At 41.9% G+C, this 24,190-nt stretch carries 21 protein-coding genes, 1 tRNA gene and 1 pseudogene; 8 read left to right on the top strand and 15 right to left on the bottom strand.

All coding sequences use genetic code 11. From position 1 onward, the window contains the following. The first annotated feature begins 109 nt into the window (after positions 1-109). Complete coding sequence (locus ABD676_RS01415) at positions 110-1,294, top strand: class I SAM-dependent rRNA methyltransferase (protein WP_344672887.1); 1,185 nt, start codon at positions 110-112, stop codon at positions 1,292-1,294. 79 nt (positions 1,295-1,373) lie between these two features. Here the strand turns inward: ABD676_RS01415 and ABD676_RS01410 are convergent, their stop codons facing one another. The 10 genes from ABD676_RS01410 to ABD676_RS01365 form a co-directional block, all read right to left on the bottom strand. Continuing rightward, entirely contained in the window at positions 1,374-2,129 is a 756-nt protein-coding gene (locus tag ABD676_RS01410) for an SGNH/GDSL hydrolase family protein (protein WP_344672886.1), read from the bottom strand. Positions 2,130-2,172: 43 nt separating this feature from the next. Then, the gene (locus ABD676_RS01405; protein ID WP_344672885.1) at positions 2,173-3,360 is read right to left on the bottom strand and encodes an aspartate aminotransferase family protein; all 1,188 of its coding nucleotides are present in this window, start codon (positions 3,358-3,360) and stop codon (positions 2,173-2,175) included. A 99-nt stretch (positions 3,361-3,459) separates the two neighbouring features. Then, positions 3,460-3,834 carry a hypothetical protein gene (locus ABD676_RS01400; protein WP_344672884.1) on the bottom strand — a complete coding sequence of 125 codons (375 nt, stop codon included), beginning with the start codon at positions 3,832-3,834 and terminating at the stop codon, positions 3,460-3,462. Positions 3,835-3,896: 62 nt separating this feature from the next. After that, the gene (locus ABD676_RS01395) at positions 3,897-4,826 is read right to left on the bottom strand and encodes a hypothetical protein (RefSeq protein WP_344672883.1); all 930 of its coding nucleotides are present in this window, start codon (positions 4,824-4,826) and stop codon (positions 3,897-3,899) included. A 34-nt stretch (positions 4,827-4,860) separates the two neighbouring features. After that, positions 4,861-5,406: an RNA polymerase sigma factor gene (locus ABD676_RS01390; protein WP_344672882.1), complete on the bottom strand. Its 546-nt coding sequence runs from the start codon at positions 5,404-5,406 to the stop codon at positions 4,861-4,863. A 5-nt stretch (positions 5,407-5,411) separates the two neighbouring features. Beyond that, entirely contained in the window at positions 5,412-6,365 is a 954-nt protein-coding gene (locus tag ABD676_RS01385; RefSeq protein WP_344672881.1) for a transketolase family protein, read from the bottom strand. Between the two features lie 74 nt (positions 6,366-6,439). After that, on the bottom strand, positions 6,440-7,288 hold the full coding sequence (locus tag ABD676_RS01380) for a transketolase (protein WP_344672880.1): 849 nt from the start codon (positions 7,286-7,288) through the stop codon (positions 6,440-6,442). 464 nt (positions 7,289-7,752) lie between these two features. Continuing rightward, positions 7,753-8,307, bottom strand: coding sequence for a NifU family protein (locus ABD676_RS01375; RefSeq protein WP_344672879.1), 555 nt, complete (start codon positions 8,305-8,307; stop codon positions 7,753-7,755). A 71-nt stretch (positions 8,308-8,378) separates the two neighbouring features. Then, a complete protein-coding gene (purB, locus tag ABD676_RS01370; RefSeq protein WP_344672878.1) occupies positions 8,379-9,728 on the bottom strand; it encodes an adenylosuccinate lyase in 1,350 nt (449 codons plus the stop codon). 236 nt (positions 9,729-9,964) lie between these two features. Then, positions 9,965-10,198: a hypothetical protein gene (locus tag ABD676_RS01365; RefSeq protein WP_344672877.1), complete on the bottom strand. Its 234-nt coding sequence runs from the start codon at positions 10,196-10,198 to the stop codon at positions 9,965-9,967. Positions 10,199-10,434: 236 nt separating this feature from the next. On the opposite strand from ABD676_RS01365, the gene ABD676_RS01360 reads away from it, so the two are divergent. After that, complete coding sequence (locus ABD676_RS01360; protein WP_344672876.1) at positions 10,435-11,784, top strand: acyl-CoA dehydrogenase family protein; 1,350 nt, start codon at positions 10,435-10,437, stop codon at positions 11,782-11,784. A 600-nt stretch (positions 11,785-12,384) separates the two neighbouring features. On the opposite strand, the gene yidC is transcribed toward ABD676_RS01360, so the two are convergent. Beyond that, entirely contained in the window at positions 12,385-14,211 is a 1,827-nt protein-coding gene (yidC, locus tag ABD676_RS01355; RefSeq protein ID WP_344672875.1) for a membrane protein insertase YidC, read from the bottom strand. 13 nt (positions 14,212-14,224) lie between these two features. Next, positions 14,225-15,859, bottom strand: a complete 1,635-nt coding sequence (gene pyrG, locus ABD676_RS01350) for a CTP synthase (protein ID WP_344672874.1) — start codon at positions 15,857-15,859, stop codon at positions 14,225-14,227. A 274-nt stretch (positions 15,860-16,133) separates the two neighbouring features. Between pyrG and ABD676_RS01345 the strand changes: the two genes are divergently transcribed. Next, entirely contained in the window at positions 16,134-17,123 is a 990-nt protein-coding gene (locus ABD676_RS01345) for a potassium channel beta subunit family protein (protein WP_344672873.1), read from the top strand. Between the two features lie 147 nt (positions 17,124-17,270). On the opposite strand, the gene rplS is transcribed toward ABD676_RS01345, so the two are convergent. Then, positions 17,271-17,615 carry a 50S ribosomal protein L19 gene (rplS, locus tag ABD676_RS01340; protein WP_344672872.1) on the bottom strand — a complete coding sequence of 115 codons (345 nt, stop codon included), beginning with the start codon at positions 17,613-17,615 and terminating at the stop codon, positions 17,271-17,273. Positions 17,616-17,921: 306 nt separating this feature from the next. On the opposite strand from rplS, the gene ABD676_RS01335 reads away from it, so the two are divergent. Next, positions 17,922-17,995: transfer RNA gene (locus tag ABD676_RS01335), tRNA-Pro, on the top strand. Positions 17,996-18,240: 245 nt separating this feature from the next. Then, positions 18,241-18,660: a hypothetical protein gene (locus tag ABD676_RS01330; protein ID WP_344672871.1), complete on the top strand. Its 420-nt coding sequence runs from the start codon at positions 18,241-18,243 to the stop codon at positions 18,658-18,660. Between the two features lie 108 nt (positions 18,661-18,768). Here the strand turns inward: ABD676_RS01330 and ABD676_RS18180 are convergent. Both ABD676_RS18180 and ABD676_RS01320 read right to left on the bottom strand, forming a co-directional pair. Next, positions 18,769-19,497: pseudogene (locus ABD676_RS18180) on the bottom strand (recombinase family protein); the annotation flags it as partial. Positions 19,498-19,609: 112 nt separating this feature from the next. Further along, positions 19,610-19,813 carry a hypothetical protein gene (locus ABD676_RS01320; protein WP_344672869.1) on the bottom strand — a complete coding sequence of 68 codons (204 nt, stop codon included), beginning with the start codon at positions 19,811-19,813 and terminating at the stop codon, positions 19,610-19,612. Positions 19,814-20,325: 512 nt separating this feature from the next. Here ABD676_RS01320 and ABD676_RS01315 point away from each other — a divergent pair. The 3 genes from ABD676_RS01315 to mobC are packed head-to-tail and all read left to right on the top strand — an operon-like array spanning position 20,326 to position 24,099. Next, positions 20,326-20,733, top strand: a complete 408-nt coding sequence (locus ABD676_RS01315; RefSeq protein ID WP_344672868.1) for a mobilization protein — start codon at positions 20,326-20,328, stop codon at positions 20,731-20,733. Then, positions 20,718-21,998 carry a relaxase/mobilization nuclease domain-containing protein gene (locus ABD676_RS01310; RefSeq protein ID WP_344672867.1) on the top strand — a complete coding sequence of 427 codons (1,281 nt, stop codon included), beginning with the start codon at positions 20,718-20,720 and terminating at the stop codon, positions 21,996-21,998. Before ABD676_RS01315 ends, ABD676_RS01310 begins: the two co-directional genes overlap by 16 nt. A 55-nt stretch (positions 21,999-22,053) precedes the next feature. Beyond that, complete coding sequence (mobC, locus tag ABD676_RS01305) at positions 22,054-24,099, top strand: conjugal transfer protein MobC (RefSeq protein ID WP_344672866.1); 2,046 nt, start codon at positions 22,054-22,056, stop codon at positions 24,097-24,099. Positions 24,100-24,190: the final 91 nt, after the last annotated feature.

Below are 24,190 nucleotides of genomic sequence, written 5' to 3'. Positions count from 1 at the left end.
GGTTACAGCTCTAATATACAGTATTTTGAACGAAAGATTTAGTTGATTTTTGTATAAAAAATAAAAATAATACCTTTTGTTTTTTTCAATTCTGTTTACTTTTGCAACCATGAAAAAAATAATCCTTAACAAAGGGAAGGATAAGGCTGCCTGGCAGTTGCATCCCTGGATCTTTTCGGGAGCTATAGCACAAGTGCATGGTAAACCGCAGAACGGGGACATCGTTTCCGTCTTCAACCAAGAAGCAGAATTCATTGCTTATGGTATGTATAATGGAAACTCAAGGGTGGCAGTTCGCCTTTTGGAATGGGATCCACAACAAGAGATTAATGAAGCTTGGTGGAGAAAAAGAGTGGCTAAAGCAGTCAATAATCGGAAAGCCTTATTGACAGAAAACAACAATACTGTTCGATTAATCTTTGCTGAAGCTGATTTCCTCCCAGGATTAATAGCCGACAAATATGCCGATTATATTTCCATTCAGGTGCATGCTGCAGGGACAGAAGCTGTCAAAGCCATCATCGTAGATGAGCTGGCAAACACTTTAAAGCCATTGGGTATTTACGAACGCAGTGACCTTAAGTCCCGTGAGCATGAGGGATTGCCCGATACCAACGGTCTTCTTTTCGGACAGACACCACCAAATTTTGTGGATATTATAGAGAATGGAATTAGCTATCAAGTAAATATTGTGGAAGGGCAGAAGTCCGGTTTCTATTGTGACCAACGAGAAAACAGAGCAATTACAGCTAAATATACCAAAGGTAAAAGGGTATTGGATTGTTTTTGCTATTCAGGAGGCTTTACATTAAATGCTTTTCGAGAAGGCGCTGCTTCGGTGACTTCCGTTGATAGTTCCGCTTTAGCGATTGAGACTTTAATAAATAATGTTCGTAATAATGGCTTTGATGTTAGCAAGCATCAGGCAGTACAATCGGATGTCAATAAATACCTTCGTGATTTAGGTGAGCAAGGGGAGAAGTTTGATCTTATTGTGTTAGATCCACCTAAATATGCACCTTCGCGTTCTTCATTGGAAAAGGCTTCGCGTGCCTATAAAGACTTAAATAGAAGAGGCATGCTTTTACTGAATAGTGGAGGATTGCTTTCAACTTATTCCTGCTCAGGTGCGATGGATATTGATACCTTCAAACAAGTTTTAGCTTGGGCAGCTTTGGATGCAGGAAAGGAAATTCAGTTTATTCATCAGTTCTCACAACCTGAAGACCACCCTGTACGGGCTTCCTTCCCTGAGGGGGAATACCTAAAAGGTTTGTTAGTTCGGGTATTATAACTCAACAAGAAATAGAAATAAAAAGGGCAAAACTGATCGTTTTGCCCTTATTTATTGTTAGAAAAGCTGTTAAATAGCTTTATTTTTTAATAAGATCTAACCAAGCTTTGGCCATTAAATTTGCCCCTGCAAGACTAGTATGTACACCGTCCGTTGTCCAATAAGCTCCATTATTTGCTTTCAATGCTTGATCAAATACTTGTTGGAATGGTAAGAACACGGCTTTGTATTCTTTTGCTAATTCTCTGGAAGCATTCTGGTATTTTGTAAACTCTGGAAACCAAGAGTCGTTCACATAATTGACATTGTTGACAGCGAAAGGCTCACAGATAATCAATTTTACATTGGGTAATGCTTTGAATGTTTTATCCAGCAATTCCTTGTATTGGCCTTTATACTGTTCAGGAGTATTTACTGCCCCACGGTCTTTCGTGCGCCAGAAATCATTGACCCCAATCATGATGCTGAGTACGTTTGGCTGAATCGCTAGGGCATCCTGATCCCAACGGTTTAATAAATCGGGAACACGGTTGCCCGAAATCCCACGGTTATAGATCTTGATGTTTTTAGAAGCATGGTCATTTAACAAGGTACTGGAAGCAAGCATAGCATAACCAGTCCCCAAAGCATTGGCAACATTGGGCTCTGCATTGGTTTTATTACGTCCAGCGTCAGTGATTGAATCACCTTGAAATAAAATAATATCATTATTTGCTAGGCTGATTTTACCAGATTTAGCTGCCGAGAAATCCTCAGCTTGTACTAGGGAAGTGCCAACGGTAGTCGCTGCTATACCCAATAAACCTTTCTTTAAAAAGTCTCTTCTGTTATTCATGTGTTTAAGTCTAGGTAGAAATTGTCTTAGCAAGTTAATGAAACTAACAGAATTTGACAATTGCTTCCCGAATTATTTTACATGCTTCTTTAATCTGTTCTGTGCTAATGGTCAATGGAGGAGCCACACGTAATGCTGTTTCGCAATGCAGGTACCAGTCGATAATAATCCCTTTCTCCGCACAATAATTACTTACTGCATACACCTGGTCGAAATTCTCTAGCTGCAAGCACATCATCAATCCTAAGCCACGTATTTCTTTTATTTGTGGCATTTGCAATTCCTCACGGAATAGTTGTGCTTTTTCAGCTACTTGTTCAACCAATTTTTCTTGAATGATCACCTCTAAAGAGGCCTTTGCAGCAGCACAGCTGACTGGGTGACCTCCAAACGTGGTAATATGACCTAACATCGGATTGTCTTTGATGACATCCATGATTTCCTTGGGAGCGACAAAAGCACCTAAGGGCATTCCACCACCAATACCCTTTGCCAGCATCAGGATGTCTGGTACAATATCGAAGTGTTCAAATGCGAATAACTTGCCTGTACGTCCAAAACCAGTTTGTATCTCATCAAAGATCAATAGCGCCCCTGTATCGGAACATTTCTGTCTCAAGGCCTTCATGTACTCCTTAGATGGAACACGTACGCCTGCTTCGCCCTGAATAGCCTCTATGATGACAGCAGCAGTCTGATCTGTAATAGCGTCCAAATCCGCTATGTCATTATAGGTTATAAAGTCGATTTCGGGAAGTAGGGGAGCATAAGCTCTACGATATTCGTCATTGCCAATCAGGCTAAGCGCACCTTGTGTACTTCCATGGTAAGCTTGTTTGGCGGCAATAATTTGTCTGCGTCCAGTGTATTTCTTCGCGATCTTCATGGAACCTTCTACGGCCTCTGCACCCGAGTTGGTGAGATAAACCGATTGAAAGCTATCTGGTAATACGTTCAACAAGTCAGTAGCAAACTGCACTTGTGGCGCTTGCACGAACTCGCCATATACGGTGACATGCATGAATTTGTCCAATTGCTGTTTTATAGCATCCAATACCTTTGGATGGCGATGACCGATATTACTCACATTAAAGCCAGAAACCAAATCCATATATTTCTGTTGGTTAGGGCCATAAAGGTAAATACCTTCGGCACGTTCAACTTCAATTAATCTTGGGGAATTGGATGTTTGGGCTGTATTTTTTAAGAATAGCTCTCGATTACTAATCATGATAAGATGGATAAAGTGCAAAAATAGCAAATATAGCTTGCTTTAGGGTAGGCTCTGTCTCGGGAATGCCATAAAAAAAGCTCCTTAAATGGAGCTTCTTTAGTTTTTATTTCGACCTTCAAGTTCTTTGTAGAGGAGTTTGATGAACTCTTGTTCTACTGCAAAGAATTGGGAAGACCGGGCTTGACCGATAACCTCGGCAAACTTAGATCGGTATTCTTTTTTGATTTCTACTTCTTGAGCGTCAAATTCAATGATATCTTGACTACCTCTGAAATTGCTTCTTTGGGAGTTTCTCATATCAGCTGAACGCTTATTCTTTTTTGATTTGACATCCATAATCTCCTTAAAATACTGATTGTATAAAGGAAAGAAGCGTTGAGCTTCTGCAGGAGTCAAGCGCAATTGTTTGGAAATGTAGGCAGCCTTTTGTTTCTCGATCGCTTCAAAACGTTCCTGATTAGACTGTCCCATAGCCACGGCACTTGCAAACAAAATCAGACAAATCGTTGTAATAACATGTTTTAAACGAACCATTATAATGTATAATTTAAGTAAAGTTCTAAATCTTCATCATCGATTCCACTACCAATCTGTTTAGAGTCTTCAGGCTCATAAATATACTCGGCAAACTCGCTGATATCTGATGCATCACTGTAACTTGAAAGATAATTTAGGATTTCCTCTTTAGGTATCTCATTCAAAGCTACGGAATTCTCCTTAGAAAATTGAGGTTGATCCTGATTAAAGCTGTTCCAAGTTAAGAAGATGGCTACAGATGCGGCTGCAACACCGCCTAACCAAGCATATTTACGTTTGCTGCTACCATGGTTCGCATCTTTAGTGGCAGCAGGCATTTGTATGATTTTTGTATCATTTACCTGATCCAAGATGCGGTCTTTCAATTGATCAAAGTATCCTTGCGGAACTTCAAATCCATCGGCTTCCACCGTAGCTTTTAGTTTTTCTACTGCAATGTTGGCCATCATGTGCTCTTCCGCTTCAGCAAAGTAACCTTCAGGGACGGTAAACCCATCCGCCATAGGTGCCAAGCTGTGCTCATCTTCTTGCACACGTGCCATAATCCTGTCGGTAAGACCTTCAAAGTATCCTTGCGGTACTTCTTGTTCTTGTTCGCTTTGGAACTTATCGATAGCTACCTGGGCCATCAGCTGATCTTCCATCTCCACAAAGTACCCTTCAGGTACCTGGAAGTTATCACCCCCCCGTAATCCGTCGAATTTAATGTTGCTGATCAGTTGCGATTCCAATGTATCGAAATAACCTTCAGGTGTTGTAAATCCTGTGTTTTGTTCTCCTTTTAGTTTTTCAAGCTTAGCTTGTGAAAGGATTTTCTCAGGAAGTTCATTGAAGTAGTTATCAGGTACAATGAAAGGGTTGACACGCAACGAATTAGGTAAGTGGTTGCTTCCCGTGTTTTCGTGATATGTGTTGTATTCTTTCATGGTACACTAATAGATGATTTAGAGGCCAAAAGGTTTAATCGTGCGCAGCAAAAAAGTTCTCTATTTTTTTAACTGCTAAATGGTATGAAGCTTTCAATGCACCGACACTTGTTCCCAATACTTCAGAGATCTCTTCATATTTCATGTCCTCGAAGTACTTCATGTTAAAAACAAGTCTTTGTTTGTCTGGCAAAGTTAGTATGGCTTGTTGTAATTTCAATTGTGCTTTATCACCATTGAAATAGGAACCGTCTGCTAACGATTCTGATAAATAAGCAGAGCTCTCGTCATCTAACGATACGCTCTGCTTCTGTTTCTTTTTATTTAAGAAAGTAATACACTCATTGGTCGCGATTCGGTATAACCAAGTATACAGTTGCGAGTCTTCCCTGAACTTTTCTAAGTTGCGCCATACTTTGATAAAAATATCTTGTACCACATCATCCGCATCATCATGGTCAATAACCATTCGTCTGACGTGCCAATAGATTTTTTGCTGATATTTTTTTAGCAATAAGCGGAAAGCCTCTTCGCGAGTACTTTCGTCTGCAAACTTTGCTATTATCAGGGAATCTTCCATAGGTATTATTTTCTGCTGATTACTTTGCGCACTGCATTTACAATATGTGCAGCGTCTAATCCGTATTTTTCCATTAATTGTGCTGGTGTACCTGATTCACCGAAGCTATCATTTACAGCAACATACTCTTGAGGAGTAGGCAATTTCTGCGCCAATAATTGCGCAACGCTATCTCCAAGACCTCCTAAACGGTTGTGCTCTTCAGCTGTTACCACACATCCTGTCTTGGTAACTGACTTCAAGATAGCCTCTTCGTCTAATGGTTTAATGGTGTGAATATTAATGATCTCAGCATTGATTCCTAATTTCTCCAATTCTTCACCAGCTTGAATAGCTTCCCAAACCAAATGTCCTGTAGCGATGATGGTTACATCAGTACCTTCATTTAACATGACTGCTTTACCGATCTCGAATGTCTGATCAGCAGGTGTGAAATTAGGAACTACCGGACGACCAAAACGAAGGTATGCAGGTCCTTCATGGTTTACTAACGCTAAAGTAGCTGCTTTGGTTTGATTGAAATCACAAGGATTGATAACAGTCATGCCCGGAAGCATTTTCATTAAACCGATATCCTCTAAGATTTGGTGAGTTGCACCATCTTCACCCAATGTTAATCCAGCGTGTGAAGCACAGATTTTCACATTCTTACCGGAGTAAGCGATAGATTGACGGATTTGGTCATAAACACGACCAGTAGAGAAGTTAGCGAAAGTACCTGTGAAAGGGATTTTTCCACCAATGGTTAATCCAGCAGCAATACCCATCATATTTGCTTCTGCAATTCCGATTTGGAAGAAGCGCTCAGGGTATGCTTTAATAAAGTCGTTCATTTTCAATGAACCGATTAAGTCAGCACATAGTGCGACTACATTTTCGTTCTGTTTTCCAGCTTCCAATAATCCGGCGCCGAAACCAGAGCGTGTATCTTTTGATTCTGTATACGTGTATTTTTTCATGTTATGCAGTCTGATTCGTCGGGAAAGAATTTAAGGCTCTAACCCTAAGAAGATCCAACAAAAGGGTCTACGAATTAATAATCACCAATTGTTCTAGGAATTTGATTTAAGGCGATCTCCAATTGTTCATCATTTGGAGCAACACCATGCCATTTGTGAGATCCCATCATGAAATCTACTCCTTTACCCATTTCTGTGTGTAATAAAATGATCACCGGTTTTCCTTTTCCAGTACGAGATTTAGCCTCATCTAGACCATTGATCACTTGTTGCATATCATTTCCATTAGCAACTTCCATGACATCCCATCCAAATGCTTCCCATTTAGCACGTAGGTTGCCTAGAGATAGAACATCATCAGTAGAACCATCGATCTGCGCATTGTTGTAGTCAACTGCTGCAATGATATTGTCCATTTTGTTATGCGGCGCATACATTGCTGCCTCCCAAACTTGACCTTCTTGCAATTCACCATCACCCATCAATACATAAACCAGGCTGTTGTCCTTGTTTAATTTTTTCGCTTGAGCAGCACCGATCGCTACAGAAAGACCTTGACCTAGGGAACCAGAAGCTACACGGATTCCTGGAAGGTGCTCGTGTGTAGTTGGGTGACCCTGAAGTCTAGAGTTGATTTTTCTGAAGGTAGCAAGCTCACTCACTGGGAAATATCCAGCGCGCGCCAATGTACTGTAGAAAACTGGGGAAATGTGACCGTTCGATAAGAAGAAAAGATCTTCTCCGATACCATCCATGTTAAAGGAAGGATCATGCTTCATGGCATGAAAGTACAATGCAACAAAGTAATCAGTACAACCCAAAGAACCTCCTGGGTGACCCGATTGACATGCATGTACCATACGAACGATGTCTCTTCTTACTTGTGAAGCGATTTGTTCAAGTTTTGTTATATCTGCACTCATCTTAATGTATAATATTTCGATAATTTGCGGATAAAGTTAATGATTTTTAATGAATAATAGACCGCTGTTGGGGGAGTATTTAGTATCAAGTAGTTAGTATTTAGACCCATGGTTTGTTATTGCATGAATACTTGTTGGGATGCTACACGTATCGACCGATTAAAGAATTAAAATCTCACATCTACTGTATGAAATATGTTTTTGAAATCTGGTGTCTCACGTCTGATTTCTATTATAAATTCGGACGGGCATTCTTTTCGTTCATGTCTGGGGATATATCTCCTTCAAACCAAATAAAAAAAGGACTTGTGAATCATCTCACAAGTCCTTTTTAATATCTTTAAGACTAACACGCTTACTTTCTCATATCTCAAATTTCAGCGATTTCACTTAGGTAATGTTTTCCGGGATAGGTCTTAATACTAACTACTAACTACTATATATTACCCAAAAGCGGTCTCTCTCTACATCGCATTCGCTACAACTTCATCCACTTCTGGGACCATACGTTTCAATAAGCCTTCGATTCCGGCTTTTAAAGTGATGGTAGAAGATGGACATCCTGAGCATGAACCACGAAGTTCAACCGTTACTATACCGTTGTCAAATGACTTGTAGGCGATTGCACCACCATCTTGTTCTACAGCTGGACGTACATAGTCGTGTAGAACCTGTTGGATTTTCACTTCTACATCATTTCCTTCGAATACCACTTCTTCGGAGTGCTCCTCAGGTTTAACAGCCAATTCAGATTCAACAGCGCCTTTAACGAACTCTTTCAATAATGCTTCGATATCCGACCATTCCGCATCTTCTGTCTTGGTGATGGTAACAAAGTTGCTGGCAAAGAATACACCATTTACAAAATTGAATTTGAATAATTCACGGGCAAATGCTGACTCTTGTGCTTTCTCCCGATCTGGATAATCCAAACTACCATTGATTAACAGCTTGTTAACCAAAAATTTCATGGTTGCCGGATTAGGGGTACTTTCTGTATATACGTTTATTGTTGCCATGTTCTCTCTAATAAAAATTTAACAAATATAGGGTATTTCAAGCTGTAAGCCCGTCATTGGGGCGTCAAAGCTTATAATTGAACCCCGGTATAATTGCTTGGTGATATAGCCTTGATCTCTGCCTTTACCTCATCGGATACTTGTAAGTTCTCTACAAATTCCGCAATGGTATCCTGCGTAACGTGGCTGTTTGTTCTCGTCAAATCCTTTAATGCTTCATATGGTTTTGGATATCCCTCACGACGCAATATCGTTTGAATAGCTTCAGCAACTACCGCCCAGTTGTTTTCAAGGTCTTCTTGGAATGCTGTTTCATTTAAGATTAACTTACGTAATCCGCGTAAGGTAGATTTAATCGCAATTAACGTATGCGCCATAGGGACACCTACATTACGCAATACGGTAGAATCCGTTAAATCACGCTGTAATCTGGAAATTGGAAGTTTCGCTGATAAATGTTCAAATACAGCATTCGCTAAGCCTAAATTACCCTCTGCATTTTCAAAATCAATAGGGTTTACTTTGTGAGGCATTGCCGAAGAACCGATTTGACCCGCAGTAATTTTCTGTTTGAAGTAATCCATGGAAATGTAAGTCCAGATATCACGACAAAGGTCAATAACGATGTTGTTGATGCGTTTCAAGTTATCGCAAGAAGCAGCAAAGTTATCGTAATGTTCAATTTGCGTTGTAGTTTGCGAGCGATCCAAACCTAAGACCTCATTGACAAAATTATTTCCAAATGCCACCCAGTCATTGTTTGGATAAGCTACATGGTGTGCATTGAAATTACCTGTAGCACCACCGAATTTGGCAGAGTAAGGAACCTGCGTCAATAAGTTCAATTGTTTCTCTATACGTTCGATAAAGACTTTGATTTCTTTTCCTAAACGCGTAGGAGATGCGGGCTGTCCGTGCGTACGAGCCAACATGGGAACTTTTTCCCAAGAATTAGATAATGATTTCAATTCGTCCACTAATTCTTGAATTGCCGGTAAATACACGGCATCAATGGCCGCTTTCCAGGAATAGGGAATAGCAGTGTTATTAATATCTTGAGATGTTAATCCGAAGTGGATGAATTCTAAAGAATCCGTTAATCCTAATTTCTCAAATTCATTTTTCAAGAAATATTCAACAGCTTTCACATCGTGATTGGTCACTTTCTCGGTATCCTTAATCCATTCAGCATCCGCCAAACTGAAGTTACGGTAGATATCGCGTAGCTTTTCATTTAAGCTACCATCAAAATGACTAAGTTGCGGAATGCCTGATTGAGACAGGGCAATAAAATATTCTACCTCCACCAATACACGGTATTTGATCAAGGCAAACTCGGAAAAGTAGTTTGATAAATCTTTCGTGCTATTGTAATATCTGCCATCAATCGGCGTAACTGCGGTAAGTGGGGATAATGTCATGAGTTATAATATATTTTGGCGGTAAAAATAAGGAAAGAGGAGACAAAAGACAATAGACATTAGACATCAGACGGTAGAAATGTCAAGATGTTACTTTACGAAATCTTGGATAGACTGGCTTCAACCTATAAATTCAATAGTCTGAAATCTGTTGTCTATCCTCTGTTGTCCTCGACAAAAACAACAAAAGCCCGTTTCTAAAACGGGCTTTTGGAGTATTTTTGAATTTGTTCGGATTATTGAACGTTTTTCTTCAAAGAATCAACAGCTTGCTCAGCAGTTGAATCAACAGCGTTGATTGCTGAATCAGCAGTGTTTTTCAATGAATCAGAAACAGCGTTTGCAGTTGAATCGATAGCGTTAGCAGCTGAATCAGTAGCAGCTTCAGTTTTAGTTTCAGCGTTGTTACAAGAAGCAACAGCTACAGTTAAAGCTAAACCTAAGAATCCGAATTTTAATACATTTTTCATTTTTAATTTTTTATTTAGTTGAAACAAATTTGTTTATTTAATCCTTAATACCTCATACCTTAGAAAGGTAACCCAAAAAAAATATTTTTTTTATAATCACTTTAAATGAGTTGATTCTCAGTAGATTATTTTAATCCTTTTTGCTTTGGGCAGCGCAAATATACTACTGTTTTGCTGATTTGCAACAACAAAAAACAAATTTTGTTAAATTTTTGTTATTTTTTTAAATTACATATATGTTCGATAAACTAAAAAATGCTATAAAGCTCTTTAAATCAGTGGATTTGGAGCAATTGGAAAAAATCTCACAGAAAGTTGATTTATCCGAAGTTTTGTCATCTGTATCAAAAATGGATGAAAATCAGCTCAAAATGGCCATGAAAATGTTGACTGGAAGTAAGAAAAAAAGAGAAGCTCCACCCATTAATGCCGACTTTTATGAGGTCTCCTCAAAATTATCTGCCGAAGATCAAGCCCTACAGATGAAGGTGCGGCATTTCTTGGAAACAGAAATTAAGCCTATAGTAAACAAATATTGGTTACATGATGAATTTCCTTTTGAGGTCATCCCCAAGCTCGCTGAGCTTAATGTATGCGGCTATGTCTATGAAGGCTATGGCTGTGCCGGTGGTACATCTTTAATGGACGGTATCATTGCCAGTGAGTTTGGGCGTATCGATCCTTCCATCGCTACATTTTTAGGTGTACAGAGCGGTCTTGCCATGGGGTCAATCTATATGTGTGGTTCGGATGAGCAGAAGAACGAATGGTTACCTGTTATGCAACAGCTTAAGAAAATTGGGGCTTTTGGCTTAACTGAACCATTGGTAGGTTCGGCTACTGCCGGTGGTCTTACCACCACCTGTAAAAGAGAAGGGGATACCTGGGTGCTAAATGGACAGAAAAAATGGATCGGAAACTCCACTTTCTCGGATATCACGATTATCTGGGCCAGGGATTTAGATGATCAACAGGTGAAGGGTTTTATCGTTCGAAAAGAAAATCCAGGGTTTTCCGTAGAGAAAATCAAAGATAAAATGGCCTTACGCATTGTTCAGAATGGATTGATCACCTTGACCGATTGCCGTATTCCGGAATCTGATCGCATGCCTTTTGCAAATTCATTTAAAGACACCGCCAAGGTGCTGCAGATGACTCGAGCAGGTGTGGCATGGATGGCAGTGGGATGTGCCCGTGGAGCCTATGAAAATGCCTTAGATTACACCATCAAGAGAGAACAGTTCGGAAAGCCAATTGCTTCCTTCCAATTGATCCAAAATCACCTGGTCGAAATGCTGTCCAATTTAACCGCCATGCAGACTTTGGTTTTCCGCCTGTCGGAAATACAGGACGATGAAAAACTAAAGGATGAACATGCTTCCTTAGCCAAGGTGTTTTGTACTATGCGTATGCGTGATATCGTTTCCAGAGCAAGAGAGGTTATGGGTGGGAATGGAATTCTTTTGGAATATAACGTTGCCCGCTTCTTGGCAGATGCCGAGGCTATCTATTCTTACGAAGGAACCAAAGAAATCAATTCTTTGATTGTAGGACGAAGCATCACAGGATTCAGCGCCTTTGTATAAGTTCTAAAAATAATCTGTAACAAGATAGCTTAGTGCACAATGATTTAATTGTGCACTTTTTTTATTTCCCATCTACCGCTACGTTACATCATTCCCTTAACACGCTAAAATTGATTTGAGTTTAAATACATTCAAGCTGTATAATGCTTATGGTTTGGGTTTAGACTCAGACGGAATTTCTAGGGATCCGATAGGGATCTTTTTCGGATCTCGTTCGCTTCTAACCAAACGAGATCCGAACGAGATCCGAACAAGTTCCGAAGGAGATCCGAAGAAGTAACGAAGGAAACCCTTGAAATAGATATGTGATGTGAGACCGCTTCGCTATTAGATTTGAGACTAAAACGGTAAAAAAAAAGACAAACGGAGATGAGACAACAGACGAAAGACACCAGAATTTAGGCGAAAGAATATGGGGTTTTTGGTGAAATTTATGATCGTATGGCAGGTGTTAATTGATCTGTTTTAAGTGGATAATTTGTGAATTAGGATGTAAGGACAGAGGAGTTGATTTGATATTTATCAGAGGGTTCATCTAAGCATAAAAAAAGCGACCGAATTGACATTCGATCGCTTTTTCTAAGTTATCCTTTATGGGGATTATTTCTTGTTTTTATTTTGTTGAGCTGCTTGTTGAGCGCGCATCATATCTTCCATTTTCTTTTGGAAAGATGATTTTTTCTCTGATTCTGGTTTCTTTTTGTGTGCTTCGATTTTCGCTAAGATTTTATCATCATTTACGAATTGACGAATCAATACTTGCGTTAAGAAGGTAAGTACCGCAGAAAGGAAGTAATAATAGTTCAGACCTGCAGGGAAGCTGTTTAATACAAAGAAGAAAATCAACGGCATAAAGTAACCGATGTATTTCATCTGATTGTTTGCTCCTGCGGATGTCGCGTTATTATACCAAGTGGTTAATAAGGTGGTGATCGTCATCAACACACACATTAACGAGATGTGATCAATAAATCCGAAGAGAGAAGGGAAAGTGATCGGCGCATCATAAGTCGATAGATCCTTAACCCATAGGAAGCTTTCTCCACGCAATTCGAACAAGTTCGGGAAGAAGAAGAAGAACGCTAGGGTAAATGGCATTTGCAATAGCAAAGGCAAACATCCTCCAAGCGGATTAACACCTGCTTGTTTATAAAGCTTCATTTGTTCTTGTTGCAACAACATTGGGTTATCATCGCCTACCTTCGCTTTAATCTCATCCAATTGTGGTTTTAACACACGCATTTTACCCATGGATTGGTATGACTTGTAGGTCAATGGGAACATCAATAATTTTAAGAACAAGGTTAAGATTAGGATCACAATACCGTAGTTCATGTTGAATCCATCAAGGAAATCAAAAATCGGTACAGTAATGAATTTGTTGATCCAGCTCATTGGTCCCCAACCCATATTGATGATTTTATCAAATCCATTCCCTTCAGCCTTTAAGGTTTTATACTTGTTTGGGCCGAAGAAGAAGCTGAAGCTGTATTGGGTATTTGGCTGATTTAATGCAGGAAGTTCCGCAGTAGCTTGGTAGTTCTTCACATAACCATCCTGGGTCATGAAAGTTGACTTCAATTTACTGTTGCTTAATCCTTCCTTACTGGTCAATACTGTTGAGAAGAAATGTTGTTTGAAACCGATCCAATTAACCTTTTTCTCGATAGTTTCTTCTTCATCACTGGTTTCAGAAAGGTGATCTACCGATCCCTCTACATCACGATAGTAAATAGCCGATTTCTCACGCTCAGATTTTACATTACGTTCTTTTTGAAGTAGGGTAGACTGCCAGTTCAGTAATACTGTCTGCGACTTCACATCCATCAGATCATTTAGACCAACTGCTTTCACGTCTAATTTCAGGTTATAGTCGTTTCCAGCAAGTGTATAGATGTAGTCGATGTATTTATCAGCAGCATAAGACAAGCGCATGGTCAGTGATTTGGAATCTTTTCCAGTAACGGAAAATCCAGCACCCTGAGCTTGGAAGTAAAGGTCATTGGTCTTTACTGCCTTACCAGGAATATTGAATTCTAATCCGAAACGGTTCTCATTTCCATCAAATAGAACCACTTTCGTTCCATCGAAATTCTTTTCTTCTTTTAATTCTACTGATTTAACACGGCCACCTTTGTTCGTTAATTTAACGATCAAGCGTTCGTTTTCTAAGATTAAATCTTGTTCCTGACCAACCGATGCAGCACCGAAAGGCTGAGTTAATAAAACAGAGTCTGGAGTTTGAGGTACTAATTGCGCGGTCTTCATGGAGTCAGCAACAGGGGCTGTTCCATTCTGGGCATGCTTAATTGAGTCTTGAAGTTGTTGTTCCTTTTTAATCTCGTCTTCTGAGGGCTTTAATAAATAAAAAGAGCCGATCAGGATACCGAAGATTAAAACAAAACCTAGAATGTTATTTCTATCCATTTTTTATTGTTTACTATTCTTTCGTCGTGTTCTTTAACTGCGATGTTTTCTTATGCGCTAAAGCAGCGGCTACAAAGCTAACAAAAAGTGGGTGAGGATTTACTACTGTTGACTTTAATTCTGGGTGAAATTGTCCAGCCACGAAAAAAGGATGGTCTTTCAACTCCACAATTTCCACTAATCCAGTGTCTGGATTGAATCCGGAGGCAATCATACCGGCCTTTTCGTAATCTTTCAAATAATCGTTATTGAACTCATAACGGTGACGGTGTCTCTCGGAGATCTTGGTCTTCCCGTAAATATGGAATGCTTTAGAGCCTTTTTTGATTTCACAATCATAAGCTCCCAAACGCATCGTACCACCCATATTGGTGATGTTCTTTTGTTCTTCCATCAAATTGATAACCGGATGTGGCGTTTTATCGTCCATCTCGAAGCTGTTCGCTCCTTTAAGACCTAAAACATTACGTCCAAATTCGATTACCGAACATTGCATCCCTAAACAGATACCAAAGAATGGGATCTTGCTTTCACGCACGAAGCGGATAGTCTCTAATTTACCTTCTAAACCACGCTCTCCAAAACCCGGTGCTACCAATACGCCATCAAGACCATTTAGTTTCTCCGATACGTTCTCTTGGTTCACACTCTCCGCCGCAATGTATTTTACCTTTACACGAGTCTCATTGCTTGCGCCAGCATGAATGAAGGCCTCAGCAATGGATTTATAAGCATCTGGAAGTTCTACATATTTACCAACTAAACCAATGTTGATTTCATCTGTAGGGTTTTTCAATCTACCTAAGAATGCTTTCCATTGTTCCAGGTTAGGTTCGTTTTTAGTCGAAAGTTTCAATTTAGCCAATACTGTTTTGTCCAATTGTTCTTTCAGCATGTTCAAAGGAACATCGTAAATGGTCGGTGCATCGATGGATTCGATAACCGCATTGATATTTACATTACAGAATAGGGCTAACTTCTTACGGATATCGTTATTCAATTTGTGCTCAGTACGACACACTAAAATATCCGGTTGTACACCGTATTCCAATAAGGTTTTAACAGAATGTTGCGTAGGTTTTGTTTTCAACTCACCAGCTGCAGCTAGGTAAGGAACAAGGGTAAGGTGGATCACCAAAGAGTCGTTATTGCCCAACTCCCAACGTAATTGTCTCACCGCCTCAATAAATGGAAGCGATTCGATATCACCTACAGTACCACCAAGTTCTGTGATGACGATGTCGTATTCCCCGGATTGACCAAGTAACAACATTCTACGTTTAATCTCATCGGTAATGTGTGGAACGACCTGAACAGTCTTTCCAAGGTATGCTCCTGCACGCTCTTGCTCAATAACGTGGCTGTAGATACGGCCTGTTGTCACGTTGTTGGCTTGAGAGGTAGGTACGTTCAAGAAACGCTCGTAGTGACCTAAGTCAAGGTCAGTTTCTGCTCCATCCTCTGTAACATAGCATTCACCATGTTCATACGGATTAAGTGTTCCTGGATCGATGTTGATGTACGGGTCAAATTTCTGGATGGTTACTTTAAAACCACGTGCCTGGAGAAGCTTGGCAAGGGAGGCTGCAATAATACCTTTCCCTAACGACGAAGTTACGCCGCCCGTAACAAAGATGTATTTAGTCATAGCAATATATGGATTTCTAAAGATTTTTGATCAAAATTAGGTGCGATCAAATGCTCTATGTACGGGATACAAAGGTATGAATTTTTATTAGATTTAGGATAAAAAAAATTCCTAGCAATATTTTTGAGTTTATGCTTTTGGGATCAATTTGTTAAATGCCTCTGCGATAACTTCAAGGAGAATATAAACCTGCACTGCCTGCTATTTTATCTCAATTTTTACCTTCAAATAACATAGAATTGCTTTAACTTTAATCATAAATTGAACATATCATATGGAATATAGAAGAATGGGTAAATCAGGATTGCAACTTAGTGTGCTGTCCTTTGGTTCGTGGGTTACTTTCGCAAGACAAACCGATGACCATACCAATGAAAGATTAATGACACAAGCTTATGAGGCAGGTGTCAATTTTTTTGATAATGCAGAGGTGTATTCAGCCGGCCAATCGGAAGAAATGATGGGTCGTGTCTTGAAAAAGCTTAACTGGGATAGATCTTCTTATGTATTGTCCAGCAAAGCCTATTTTGGTTGGAAAGGAGAGGATAAGAAACCAAACCAACATGGTTTGAGTAGAAAACATTTAATGGAAGCCTGCCACGAGGCTTTAGAGCGCCTGCAAGTGGAGTATTTGGATTTGTACTATTGTCACCGTCCGGATGCGAATGTGCCCATGGAAGAGGTGGTTCGCACCATGAATACCTTAATTCAACAGGGTAAGGTGTTTTATTGGGGGACAAGTGAATGGACTGCTGCCGAAATCATGGAGGCGCATATGATCGCTAAGGATTTAGGATTGGAAGGTCCTGCGGTGGAACAGCCTGAATACAATTTGTTCAACAGACGTAAATTAGAAGTGGATTATGCACCAATCTTCAGAAATGTAGGCATGGGAACGACCATTTGGAGTCCTTTGGCATCTGGTATTTTAACAGGTAAATACAATGATGGTATTCCAGAGGGGTCAAGAATGTCTTTGGAAGGTTACGAATGGTTAAAAGACCGCGCTGTGGTAGAGGATAAGATCAACCGTGTAAAAGCTTTGGGAGACTTCGCCAATGAATTGGGTGTGTCATTGCCAACGCTATCCATAGCTTGGTGTATTAGTAATCCAAATGTAACTACGGCTATATTGGGAGCTACTAAAGTAGATCAGTTGACTGAAAATCTAAAAGCTTTGGAGGTTCTCCCTTTGATGACCGAAGAAGTGAAGCAAAAGATTGATGATATTATGGGGACAAAGCCAGTTGTGATTCGCAACTAGTCTCTTAAATAGATGGTATTGAAATCCTGGGTTATGATAAATGGCTCAGGATTTTTTTGGTAGAGTTGGGTTAGGTAAGTAGAAAATAAAATAGGGCTATGACAGATGTCAAGCCCTAAAATATCTTTTACAAGAAGTTTTTCTCGATTATCTTTTAGCTTTGATACGAGCAGCTTTACCGGTAAGTCCACGAAGATAGAATAATTTCGCACGACGTACTTTACCTACGCTGTTTACTTCAATTTTTTCAATGTTAGGAGAGTTTATAGGGAAAATACGTTCAACACCCACACCGTTTGAGATTTTACGAACGGTAAATGTAGCGTTAACACCTTCACTGTTTAACTGAATAACCACACCTTGGTACACCTGTACACGCTCTTTATTTCCTTCGCGAATTTTATAATGAACGCTGATGGTATCTCCTGCTTTGAAAGCGGGAATTTCATTTTTTACTACCGCTTGTTCTTCTACAAATTTTACTAAATCCATGATTCTGAGTAATTAATAACGATATTTAACCTGTAAAAATCGGAATGCAATATTACAGCTTTATTTTTAAATATGGAAATACTTTTTGAAAATATTTTCCTTTTTATTCAATGCGTGCAAAAGTAGGGATTATTCCATTGGAATCCTTAAGAAATGTAAAATAATTTTTGGGGATTGGGGTTTGGAAGTCTTGTTATAAAATAAGAATCAATAAATGAGAAGGTTATAAAATTTTATTAAAAAAGACTTGACAAAAATAAAAATCGCCGTATATTTGTGCCACACAAAACAAAGGTGATACCATTTCGGGGTGTAGCGTAGCCCGGTATCGCGCCACATTTGGGATGTGGAGGTCGTAGGTTCGAATCCTGCCACCCCGACGTAACGGGATTTTTCCCGGATCATCATTGGGCTGCTCCAAAAAGAGCAGCCCTTCTTTTTTGAGTATCAGTAAGTTATGCTCGAATACGGGGTTGATCCAAGTTGTTCTAAATGCCCCCTCTCTGAAGGTCAGACCATGTTTGAACATTTCCCGCATAATGCTGTGCTGTACCGCGATAGAGGACTTTTTAAAGATAGCCGTCAGATTGAGCAGATAAGGTAATACGAGCAACTGTTGTTGGTAATGGTCTTCCGCACCCTGTTTGAGATAATTGATGCCGTCCACCAACTGCCCTCTTTCCGCCTTAAACCTGGTCATGTACTTTTTATAGGTAGAGACTTCAAGCTCCTCGTTTATCATGCGTTCTTCCAGACGGTCTATTTTCCTTTCGATTTCCACAAGCTGTTCCAATTTCACCTTTTCCTGTTTTTTACGGTTGTCCAGTTCCTTGTTGAGTTCATCTTTCACGTAGGAGACTATCCTGTCAACATCGTCCTGCCGCAAATTCAGAAAACTCACCATTCGCTCGTATTTCTCATGCAGGAGCTTGCCGGAGATATTTACGTTGCTGTGCTTGATACAACGGTAATAAATGTATTTTTTCTGGTTGCCCTTACTCCATCCGGCGGTCATCTTACCCCCACAGCATGGGCTTTGCAATAGCCCTTTCAATGGAAAATCCTCTTTCGGCTTCTGCTGTTCCTTACGCTTGTTGGTCGTCAGCATCTCCTGCACCATCCAATACTGTTCCTCTGATATGATTGGCTCATGCAAACCCTTAATGATACGTTCGGGCTGTTTCGGGGTAGCCGGTACTTTAACCAGACCAGCGTACAGACAGTTACCCAATACCCTTGCAACCGAATCGTTACCTGTTAAGGTGAAACCGATTTTTTTCGCCTCCTTATGGATGATGTAATGCGGAACACCGTTGAGGTAATCCCTAAAGATACGCTGTACGATAAACGCCCTGCTCTCGTCCACGACAAGTTTTCCCTTACCGCCCGGCTCACGGGCATTAATATAGCCGAAAGGCGCACCGCTGACGTGCCGTCCCGACTCCTGAGCCTGCCGGATACCCATTTTAGCCCTTTTGCGTATCATAAGGAGCTCATGGTTTGCCATAAGGTACTTGAACGCTCGTTGGATAAATACCGCCGGATCAGAAGTGTCGATGTCCAGCGGCTCGTTTACCGCCAGTACCGTCAGCCCGAAAGTCCTTTCCAATTGGTCTATCTTCTGCAACGCTTCGGCAAGGTTACGGCTGAAACGGTCATGGTCAAAAATCACGAGGTACTTTACCTGCCGTTTGTTCTCACGGATAAATTTCTCCAAAGCCTGGAAATCGGGACGATCAAACGTATAGCTGCTCTCTCCGTCATCCGTGTAGATGTCACTCAGTTCCACGCCGTTCCGCTCGCAATATTCCCGGATGCTCTTTTTCTGGTAGTCGAGGGAATAATGGGACTGGTCTTTGGTGCTCTTGCGCACATAGCCCATCGCTTTCATCTGTCCCCCTTTCCTTGTTGTTTTCCCCTTTTACGGGCAGGGACAACACCTACTTTAGGTATCATCCCCATAGCTGTAACTGCATTCATAAAAAAATGATAAATTAAACGTTCTCTGCCTTTATGGGCGTGTCGTCCTGAGCGGCTACAGAAACCTCTCTAATGATGATCTGCACCATAACTTCAGCCAATAATTTAAGCATTTTTTCGCTATTATCATGCTGTTTTTCAGTGTTTTTATCCACATCGCTATTCTTTTTTTCTATATTATCCTGCTGATATATAGCCAGTTCCTTATTATCTTCCATATTCCTTTTTACCCCAATAATCCCCCGAAAAAAAGACACAAAATCCCATATGGGAAAAATAAATGTGCGGGACAAAATATCCCATATGGGATAAACCCTGTTCCAGCTTTGCAACCTTTGGATTTATCAAATTCAAATCGAAAAGCTATGAAAGCAAGCAAAAAGATACCCGATCTCAAAGGCAAACTATATCCGAAGATCAAACGTGTCCGGCAGCAACCCCGGCAAAAAATCCGGCAATTGCTCCGTTCGTTCATCCCATTGAGCCAACCGGAAAAGGTAGCGGAAACCGGGCAGAAACCCCAACCTTAGCCAAAGGCATTTAAAGGAGTTTTCAAACAATCAATAAAGTATGAACCAACGTTTAAGAGCACTTTCGTTTAGGTGCTTTCTGGCCCGCGTGGGCGAGCAGCAAGATGTATTTTTGTCCACAAAAACATCTTGCCGTCCTTACGGCCGGGGACTTCGCGGCGGAACTTGCGAAGTCTGGGAACGTTCAAAAAGAGCAGACCATGTCACGAAAAAAAGCTGCAAACCAGCAGGAGCTTTTAACCTGCCCCATAAGGACAAGGGTTACCCAAAAGACCTTTGACAGGCTCGAAAAGATCAGAAACGAAAGCGACTGCCGGAGCGTTGGCGAAGTCACCCGCAAGATCCTGTCCCGCGAAAAAATCAACTGCTTTTACCGGGACATATCATTAAACGCCCCGATGGAGGAAATGGCACTTATACGCAAAGAACTGAAAGCCATCGGCATCAACATCAACCAGCAGACCCACCGTTTCCACACCAGCACAAGTCCGCAGGAAAGAGCCTTTTACGCACTAAAGACCGCAGAGCTATATAAAGAAGTAGACCGCAGGGTCGACGAACTCCTGTCCATCATTTCCAAACTCGCAGAAAAATGGTTGCAAAGATAATCAGCGGCAAGAGCATCCGGGGGATGCTGCACTACAACGAGGACAAGGTTATGGAAAAACAGGCCCGGCTGATCCTGTCCAGCGGCTTTGCCACCGACATCACTCAGTTGAGCCTTGTGCAGAAAGCGCAACGTTTTGAGAGCCGTACCATGCTCAATAGCAGAACAAAGACCAACGCCATCCACATTTCGCTCAATTTCGATGCACAGGACAGGTTGTCCGATGCACAGCTCCAAAAGATAGCCGCCGACTATATGGAGCGTATCGGCTTTGGCGAACAGCCGTATCTGGTGTACAGGCACACCGATGCCGCCCACAGCCACATACACATCGCCACCACCAATATCAAAGCAGACGGCGAACGCATCGACATCCACGGCATAGGCCGCACCCTGTCCGAGACCGCAAGAAAGGAGATCGAGAAAGAATATCGTTTGGTACAGGCTGAGGGCAGGCAGGCGAGCAATGCACTGGGTATCAAACCCGCCGACATCGAAAAGGCCGTATATGGCAAAAGCCTGACCAAAAGAAGTATTACCAATATCGTGAACGCCGTAATCCGCACCTATAAATTTACGTCCCTTGCCGAAATGAACGCCATCCTGAAACAGTTCAACGTTACAGCAGATCGTGGCAACCAGAACACGTTCATGTACCAAAAAAATGGCCTGCAATACAGTATTATAGATCAAAATGGAAAGAAAATCGGTGTCCCCATCAAGGCAAGCACCATTTACGGCAAACCCACTTTAGCCAATCTGGAAGAAAAGTTCCGGCGGGGCAAGGAAAAGCGCAGGCCTTATAAAGAGCCGCTCAAAGCAGCTATTGACGCCATTTTCGCCAAATATGGCGACCTCAGCAAAGCAACGTTTATCAGGGAACTTGCCGGGCATAACATCCATGCCTCATTCCGCCAGAACGAACAGGGGTTTACCTACGGCCTGACATTCGTCGACAACAGGAACAAAACCGTATTCAACGGCAGCGATCTGGGCAAGGGCTATGGCGCAAAGGCTATCATGGAAAGGTTCGGCACCACGGACAAACCATTGAAGCCGGAGCAGAAAACCTACCTCAAGCCGCCCCCGCAGACAACATATCTCAAAAAAGGAACTGTCGCCAAGACCTATCTAAAAACACCGGCACAGCATACCAAAGGCCTGCTCGACAAAACCCGAACGGATTACGGCCTCGGAGTGCCACGCCGGAAAAAGAAGAAAAAACGGCTGCCTGAACAGGATCAGCAGCAGGAACAAAGTTTATAGTCCTGCCAAAATCTCAATACTCATATCTCACATCTCACATCTCAATACTACCATTATGCAAACCGGAGAAGACACCCAGGGACTGCGCAAGATCATAGATTTCACACGGCTGATCAGCCTGTTCATCCTTGCCATCCATTTTTACATTACCTGCTACACCGCATTCAGCCAATGGGGGCTTACGGCGGACATTACCGACCACATCAACGAAAACATCGCAAAAACAGGCCTGTTCAACGACATCTGGAAGCCCAAGATCGCCGCCCTGCTTTGCCTGCTCGTTTCCCTTGTCGCCGTCAAGGGCAAAAAGGACGAAAAGATACAGATCAGGCCCATTATCGCCTACCTGCTCACCGGCCTGCTGCTTTACTTCATCAGCTTGCTGTTTTTCTACCTGCATGCAGCAGCCACCGCCATAGCTTTATTATATATAGGTACGACCGCCACAGGTTATATGCTGATCTTAACGGGTGGCGGCCAGCTGTCAAGACTGTTAAAAAATAAGCTGAACAAAGACCCTTTCAATACCGAGAACGAGACCTTTCCACAGGAAGAACGGCTTTTGGAAAACGAATATTCCGTCAACCTACCGGCAAAGTACCGGCTAAAATCAAAGATCCGCAACAGCTGGATCAATATCATCAACCCCTTTCGGGGCATTCTAGTCGCCGGAACGCCCGGAGCCGGGAAGTCCTACTTCGTTATCCGCCACATTATCGACCAGCACATCAAAAAGGGCTTTTCCATGTTCCTGTACGACTTTAAGTACGACGACCTCACCAGGATTGCCTATAACAAGCTGCTCCGGTACCAAAAGAACTACAAAGTAAAACCTGCCTTTTACATCATCAACTTTGACGACCTGACCCGTACCCACAGGTGTAATCCACTTGATCCGGCCGGCATGGACGACATTACCGATGCGACCGAGGCCAGCCGCACCATCATGCTGGGGCTGAACAGGGAGTGGATCAAAAAGCAGGGAGACTTCTTTGTCGAAAGCCCCATCAACTTCCTGACCGCCATTATCTGGTACCTGTGCAGGTACGAGGACGGAAAACTCTGCACCCTGCCCCACGTCATCGAGCTGATGCAGACCGATTACGACCGGCTCTTTGCGATACTCGAAACAGAGGAGGAAATCAAGGTACTCATCAACCCTTTTATATCCGCCTACCACAACAAGGCGATGGCACAGCTGGAGGGGCAAATTGCATCGGCAAAGATCGGGCTGGCAAGGCTGTCCTCTCCACAGCTCTACTACGTACTTTCGGGCAATGACTTTACGCTGGACATCAACAATCCCCAAGAGCCCAAGATTGTCTGCATGGGCAACAATCCGCAGAAATTGCAGGTCTACGGAGCGGTACTATCCCTGTACATATCAAGGATGCTCAAGCTGGTCAACCGCAAGGGACAGCTCAAAAGCAGCCTGGTCTTTGACGAATTTCCTACCATTTATGTCGGCGGGGCATCGGGCGTGGACGGACTGCTGGCAACCGCCAGAAGCAATTTTGTGTCCACCACGCTGGCGGTGCAGGATTTCAGCCAGCTAAAGAAAGATTACGGGGCCGAGCAGGCGGACGTGATTACCGGCATAGTCGGCAATATCCTCAGCGGACAGGTAACGGGCGATACGGCCAAGAAGCTGTCCGAAAACTTTGGCCGTATCGTACAGGACAAAGACAGCATGACCATTAACAGAAGCGATACTTCGACCACCAAGGCAACCCAGTTGGGCGACGCCATACCGTCCGCCAGGATTGCCGCCCTGTCGTCCGGTGAGTTTGTGGGCATGGTAGCCGACAATCCCGACCAGAAAATCAACCTGAAAATGTTCCATTGCGAGATACAGAACGACCATAAGGCCATCAAGACCGAGGAAGATGCTTATAAACCTATCACCCTTATCGAACAGGTAACAGAGCAAGACATACAGGAAAACTATAAAAAGATAAAAAGGGACATCATGGAGCTTATCGACCGGGAATTATCCCTGATCAATACCTTGCAGGAACCGGAAGAAGCCGTACAGGCAGCAGAAAAAACGCCCGCCTGCGATGATGAGGACGAAAATCCGGGGCAGGCCGTTTCCATGTAGCATATATCCTCTTAATGTTAACAATAAATTAACCAAAACATAATCTCGGCATCCCTCCCTTATTGGCTAATTTTGCGTTGGAATTCCGTTA

This window comes from Sphingobacterium kyonggiense, from assembly GCF_039536825.1.
Lineage (GTDB): Bacteria > Bacteroidota > Bacteroidia > Sphingobacteriales > Sphingobacteriaceae > Sphingobacterium > Sphingobacterium kyonggiense.
The sequence above is the reverse complement of the archived record's forward strand: the minus strand, read 5'-3'. Positions and strand labels throughout refer to the sequence as shown.

Excerpts from the sequence above, each read along its gene's own strand:
- ABD676_RS01330 (WP_344672871.1), top strand. The coding sequence starts at position 18,241 with ATGGTCTTCCGCACCCTGTTTGAGATAATTGATGCCGTCCACCAACTG.
- rplS (WP_344672872.1), bottom strand. The coding sequence starts at position 17,615 with ATGGATTTAGTAAAATTTGTAGAAGAACAAGCGGTAGTAAAAAATGAA.
- ABD676_RS01400 (WP_344672884.1), bottom strand. The coding sequence starts at position 3,834 with ATGGGACAGTCTAATCAGGAACGTTTTGAAGCGATCGAGAAACAAAAG.
- ABD676_RS01390 (WP_344672882.1), bottom strand. The coding sequence starts at position 5,406 with ATGGAAGATTCCCTGATAATAGCAAAGTTTGCAGACGAAAGTACTCGC.
- ABD676_RS01380 (WP_344672880.1), bottom strand. The coding sequence starts at position 7,288 with ATGAGTGCAGATATAACAAAACTTGAACAAATCGCTTCACAAGTAAGA.
- ABD676_RS01410 (WP_344672886.1), bottom strand. The coding sequence starts at position 2,129 with ATGAATAACAGAAGAGACTTTTTAAAGAAAGGTTTATTGGGTATAGCA.
- ABD676_RS01360 (WP_344672876.1), top strand. The coding sequence starts at position 10,435 with ATGTTCGATAAACTAAAAAATGCTATAAAGCTCTTTAAATCAGTGGAT.
- ABD676_RS01345 (WP_344672873.1), top strand. The coding sequence starts at position 16,134 with ATGGAATATAGAAGAATGGGTAAATCAGGATTGCAACTTAGTGTGCTG.
- ABD676_RS01395 (WP_344672883.1), bottom strand. The coding sequence starts at position 4,826 with ATGAAAGAATACAACACATATCACGAAAACACGGGAAGCAACCACTTA.
- mobC (WP_344672866.1), top strand. The coding sequence starts at position 22,054 with ATGCAAACCGGAGAAGACACCCAGGGACTGCGCAAGATCATAGATTTC.
- yidC (WP_344672875.1), bottom strand. The coding sequence starts at position 14,211 with ATGGATAGAAATAACATTCTAGGTTTTGTTTTAATCTTCGGTATCCTG.
- ABD676_RS01405 (WP_344672885.1), bottom strand. The coding sequence starts at position 3,360 with ATGATTAGTAATCGAGAGCTATTCTTAAAAAATACAGCCCAAACATCC.
- ABD676_RS01415 (WP_344672887.1), top strand. The coding sequence starts at position 110 with ATGAAAAAAATAATCCTTAACAAAGGGAAGGATAAGGCTGCCTGGCAG.
- ABD676_RS01310 (WP_344672867.1), top strand. The coding sequence starts at position 20,718 with ATGGTTGCAAAGATAATCAGCGGCAAGAGCATCCGGGGGATGCTGCAC.
- ABD676_RS01315 (WP_344672868.1), top strand. The coding sequence starts at position 20,326 with ATGTCACGAAAAAAAGCTGCAAACCAGCAGGAGCTTTTAACCTGCCCC.
- ABD676_RS01365 (WP_344672877.1), bottom strand. The coding sequence starts at position 10,198 with ATGAAAAATGTATTAAAATTCGGATTCTTAGGTTTAGCTTTAACTGTA.
- ABD676_RS01375 (WP_344672879.1), bottom strand. The coding sequence starts at position 8,307 with ATGGCAACAATAAACGTATATACAGAAAGTACCCCTAATCCGGCAACC.
- ABD676_RS01320 (WP_344672869.1), bottom strand. The coding sequence starts at position 19,813 with ATGGAAGATAATAAGGAACTGGCTATATATCAGCAGGATAATATAGAA.
- ABD676_RS01385 (WP_344672881.1), bottom strand. The coding sequence starts at position 6,365 with ATGAAAAAATACACGTATACAGAATCAAAAGATACACGCTCTGGTTTC.
- pyrG (WP_344672874.1), bottom strand. The coding sequence starts at position 15,859 with ATGACTAAATACATCTTTGTTACGGGCGGCGTAACTTCGTCGTTAGGG.
- purB (WP_344672878.1), bottom strand. The coding sequence starts at position 9,728 with ATGACATTATCCCCACTTACCGCAGTTACGCCGATTGATGGCAGATAT.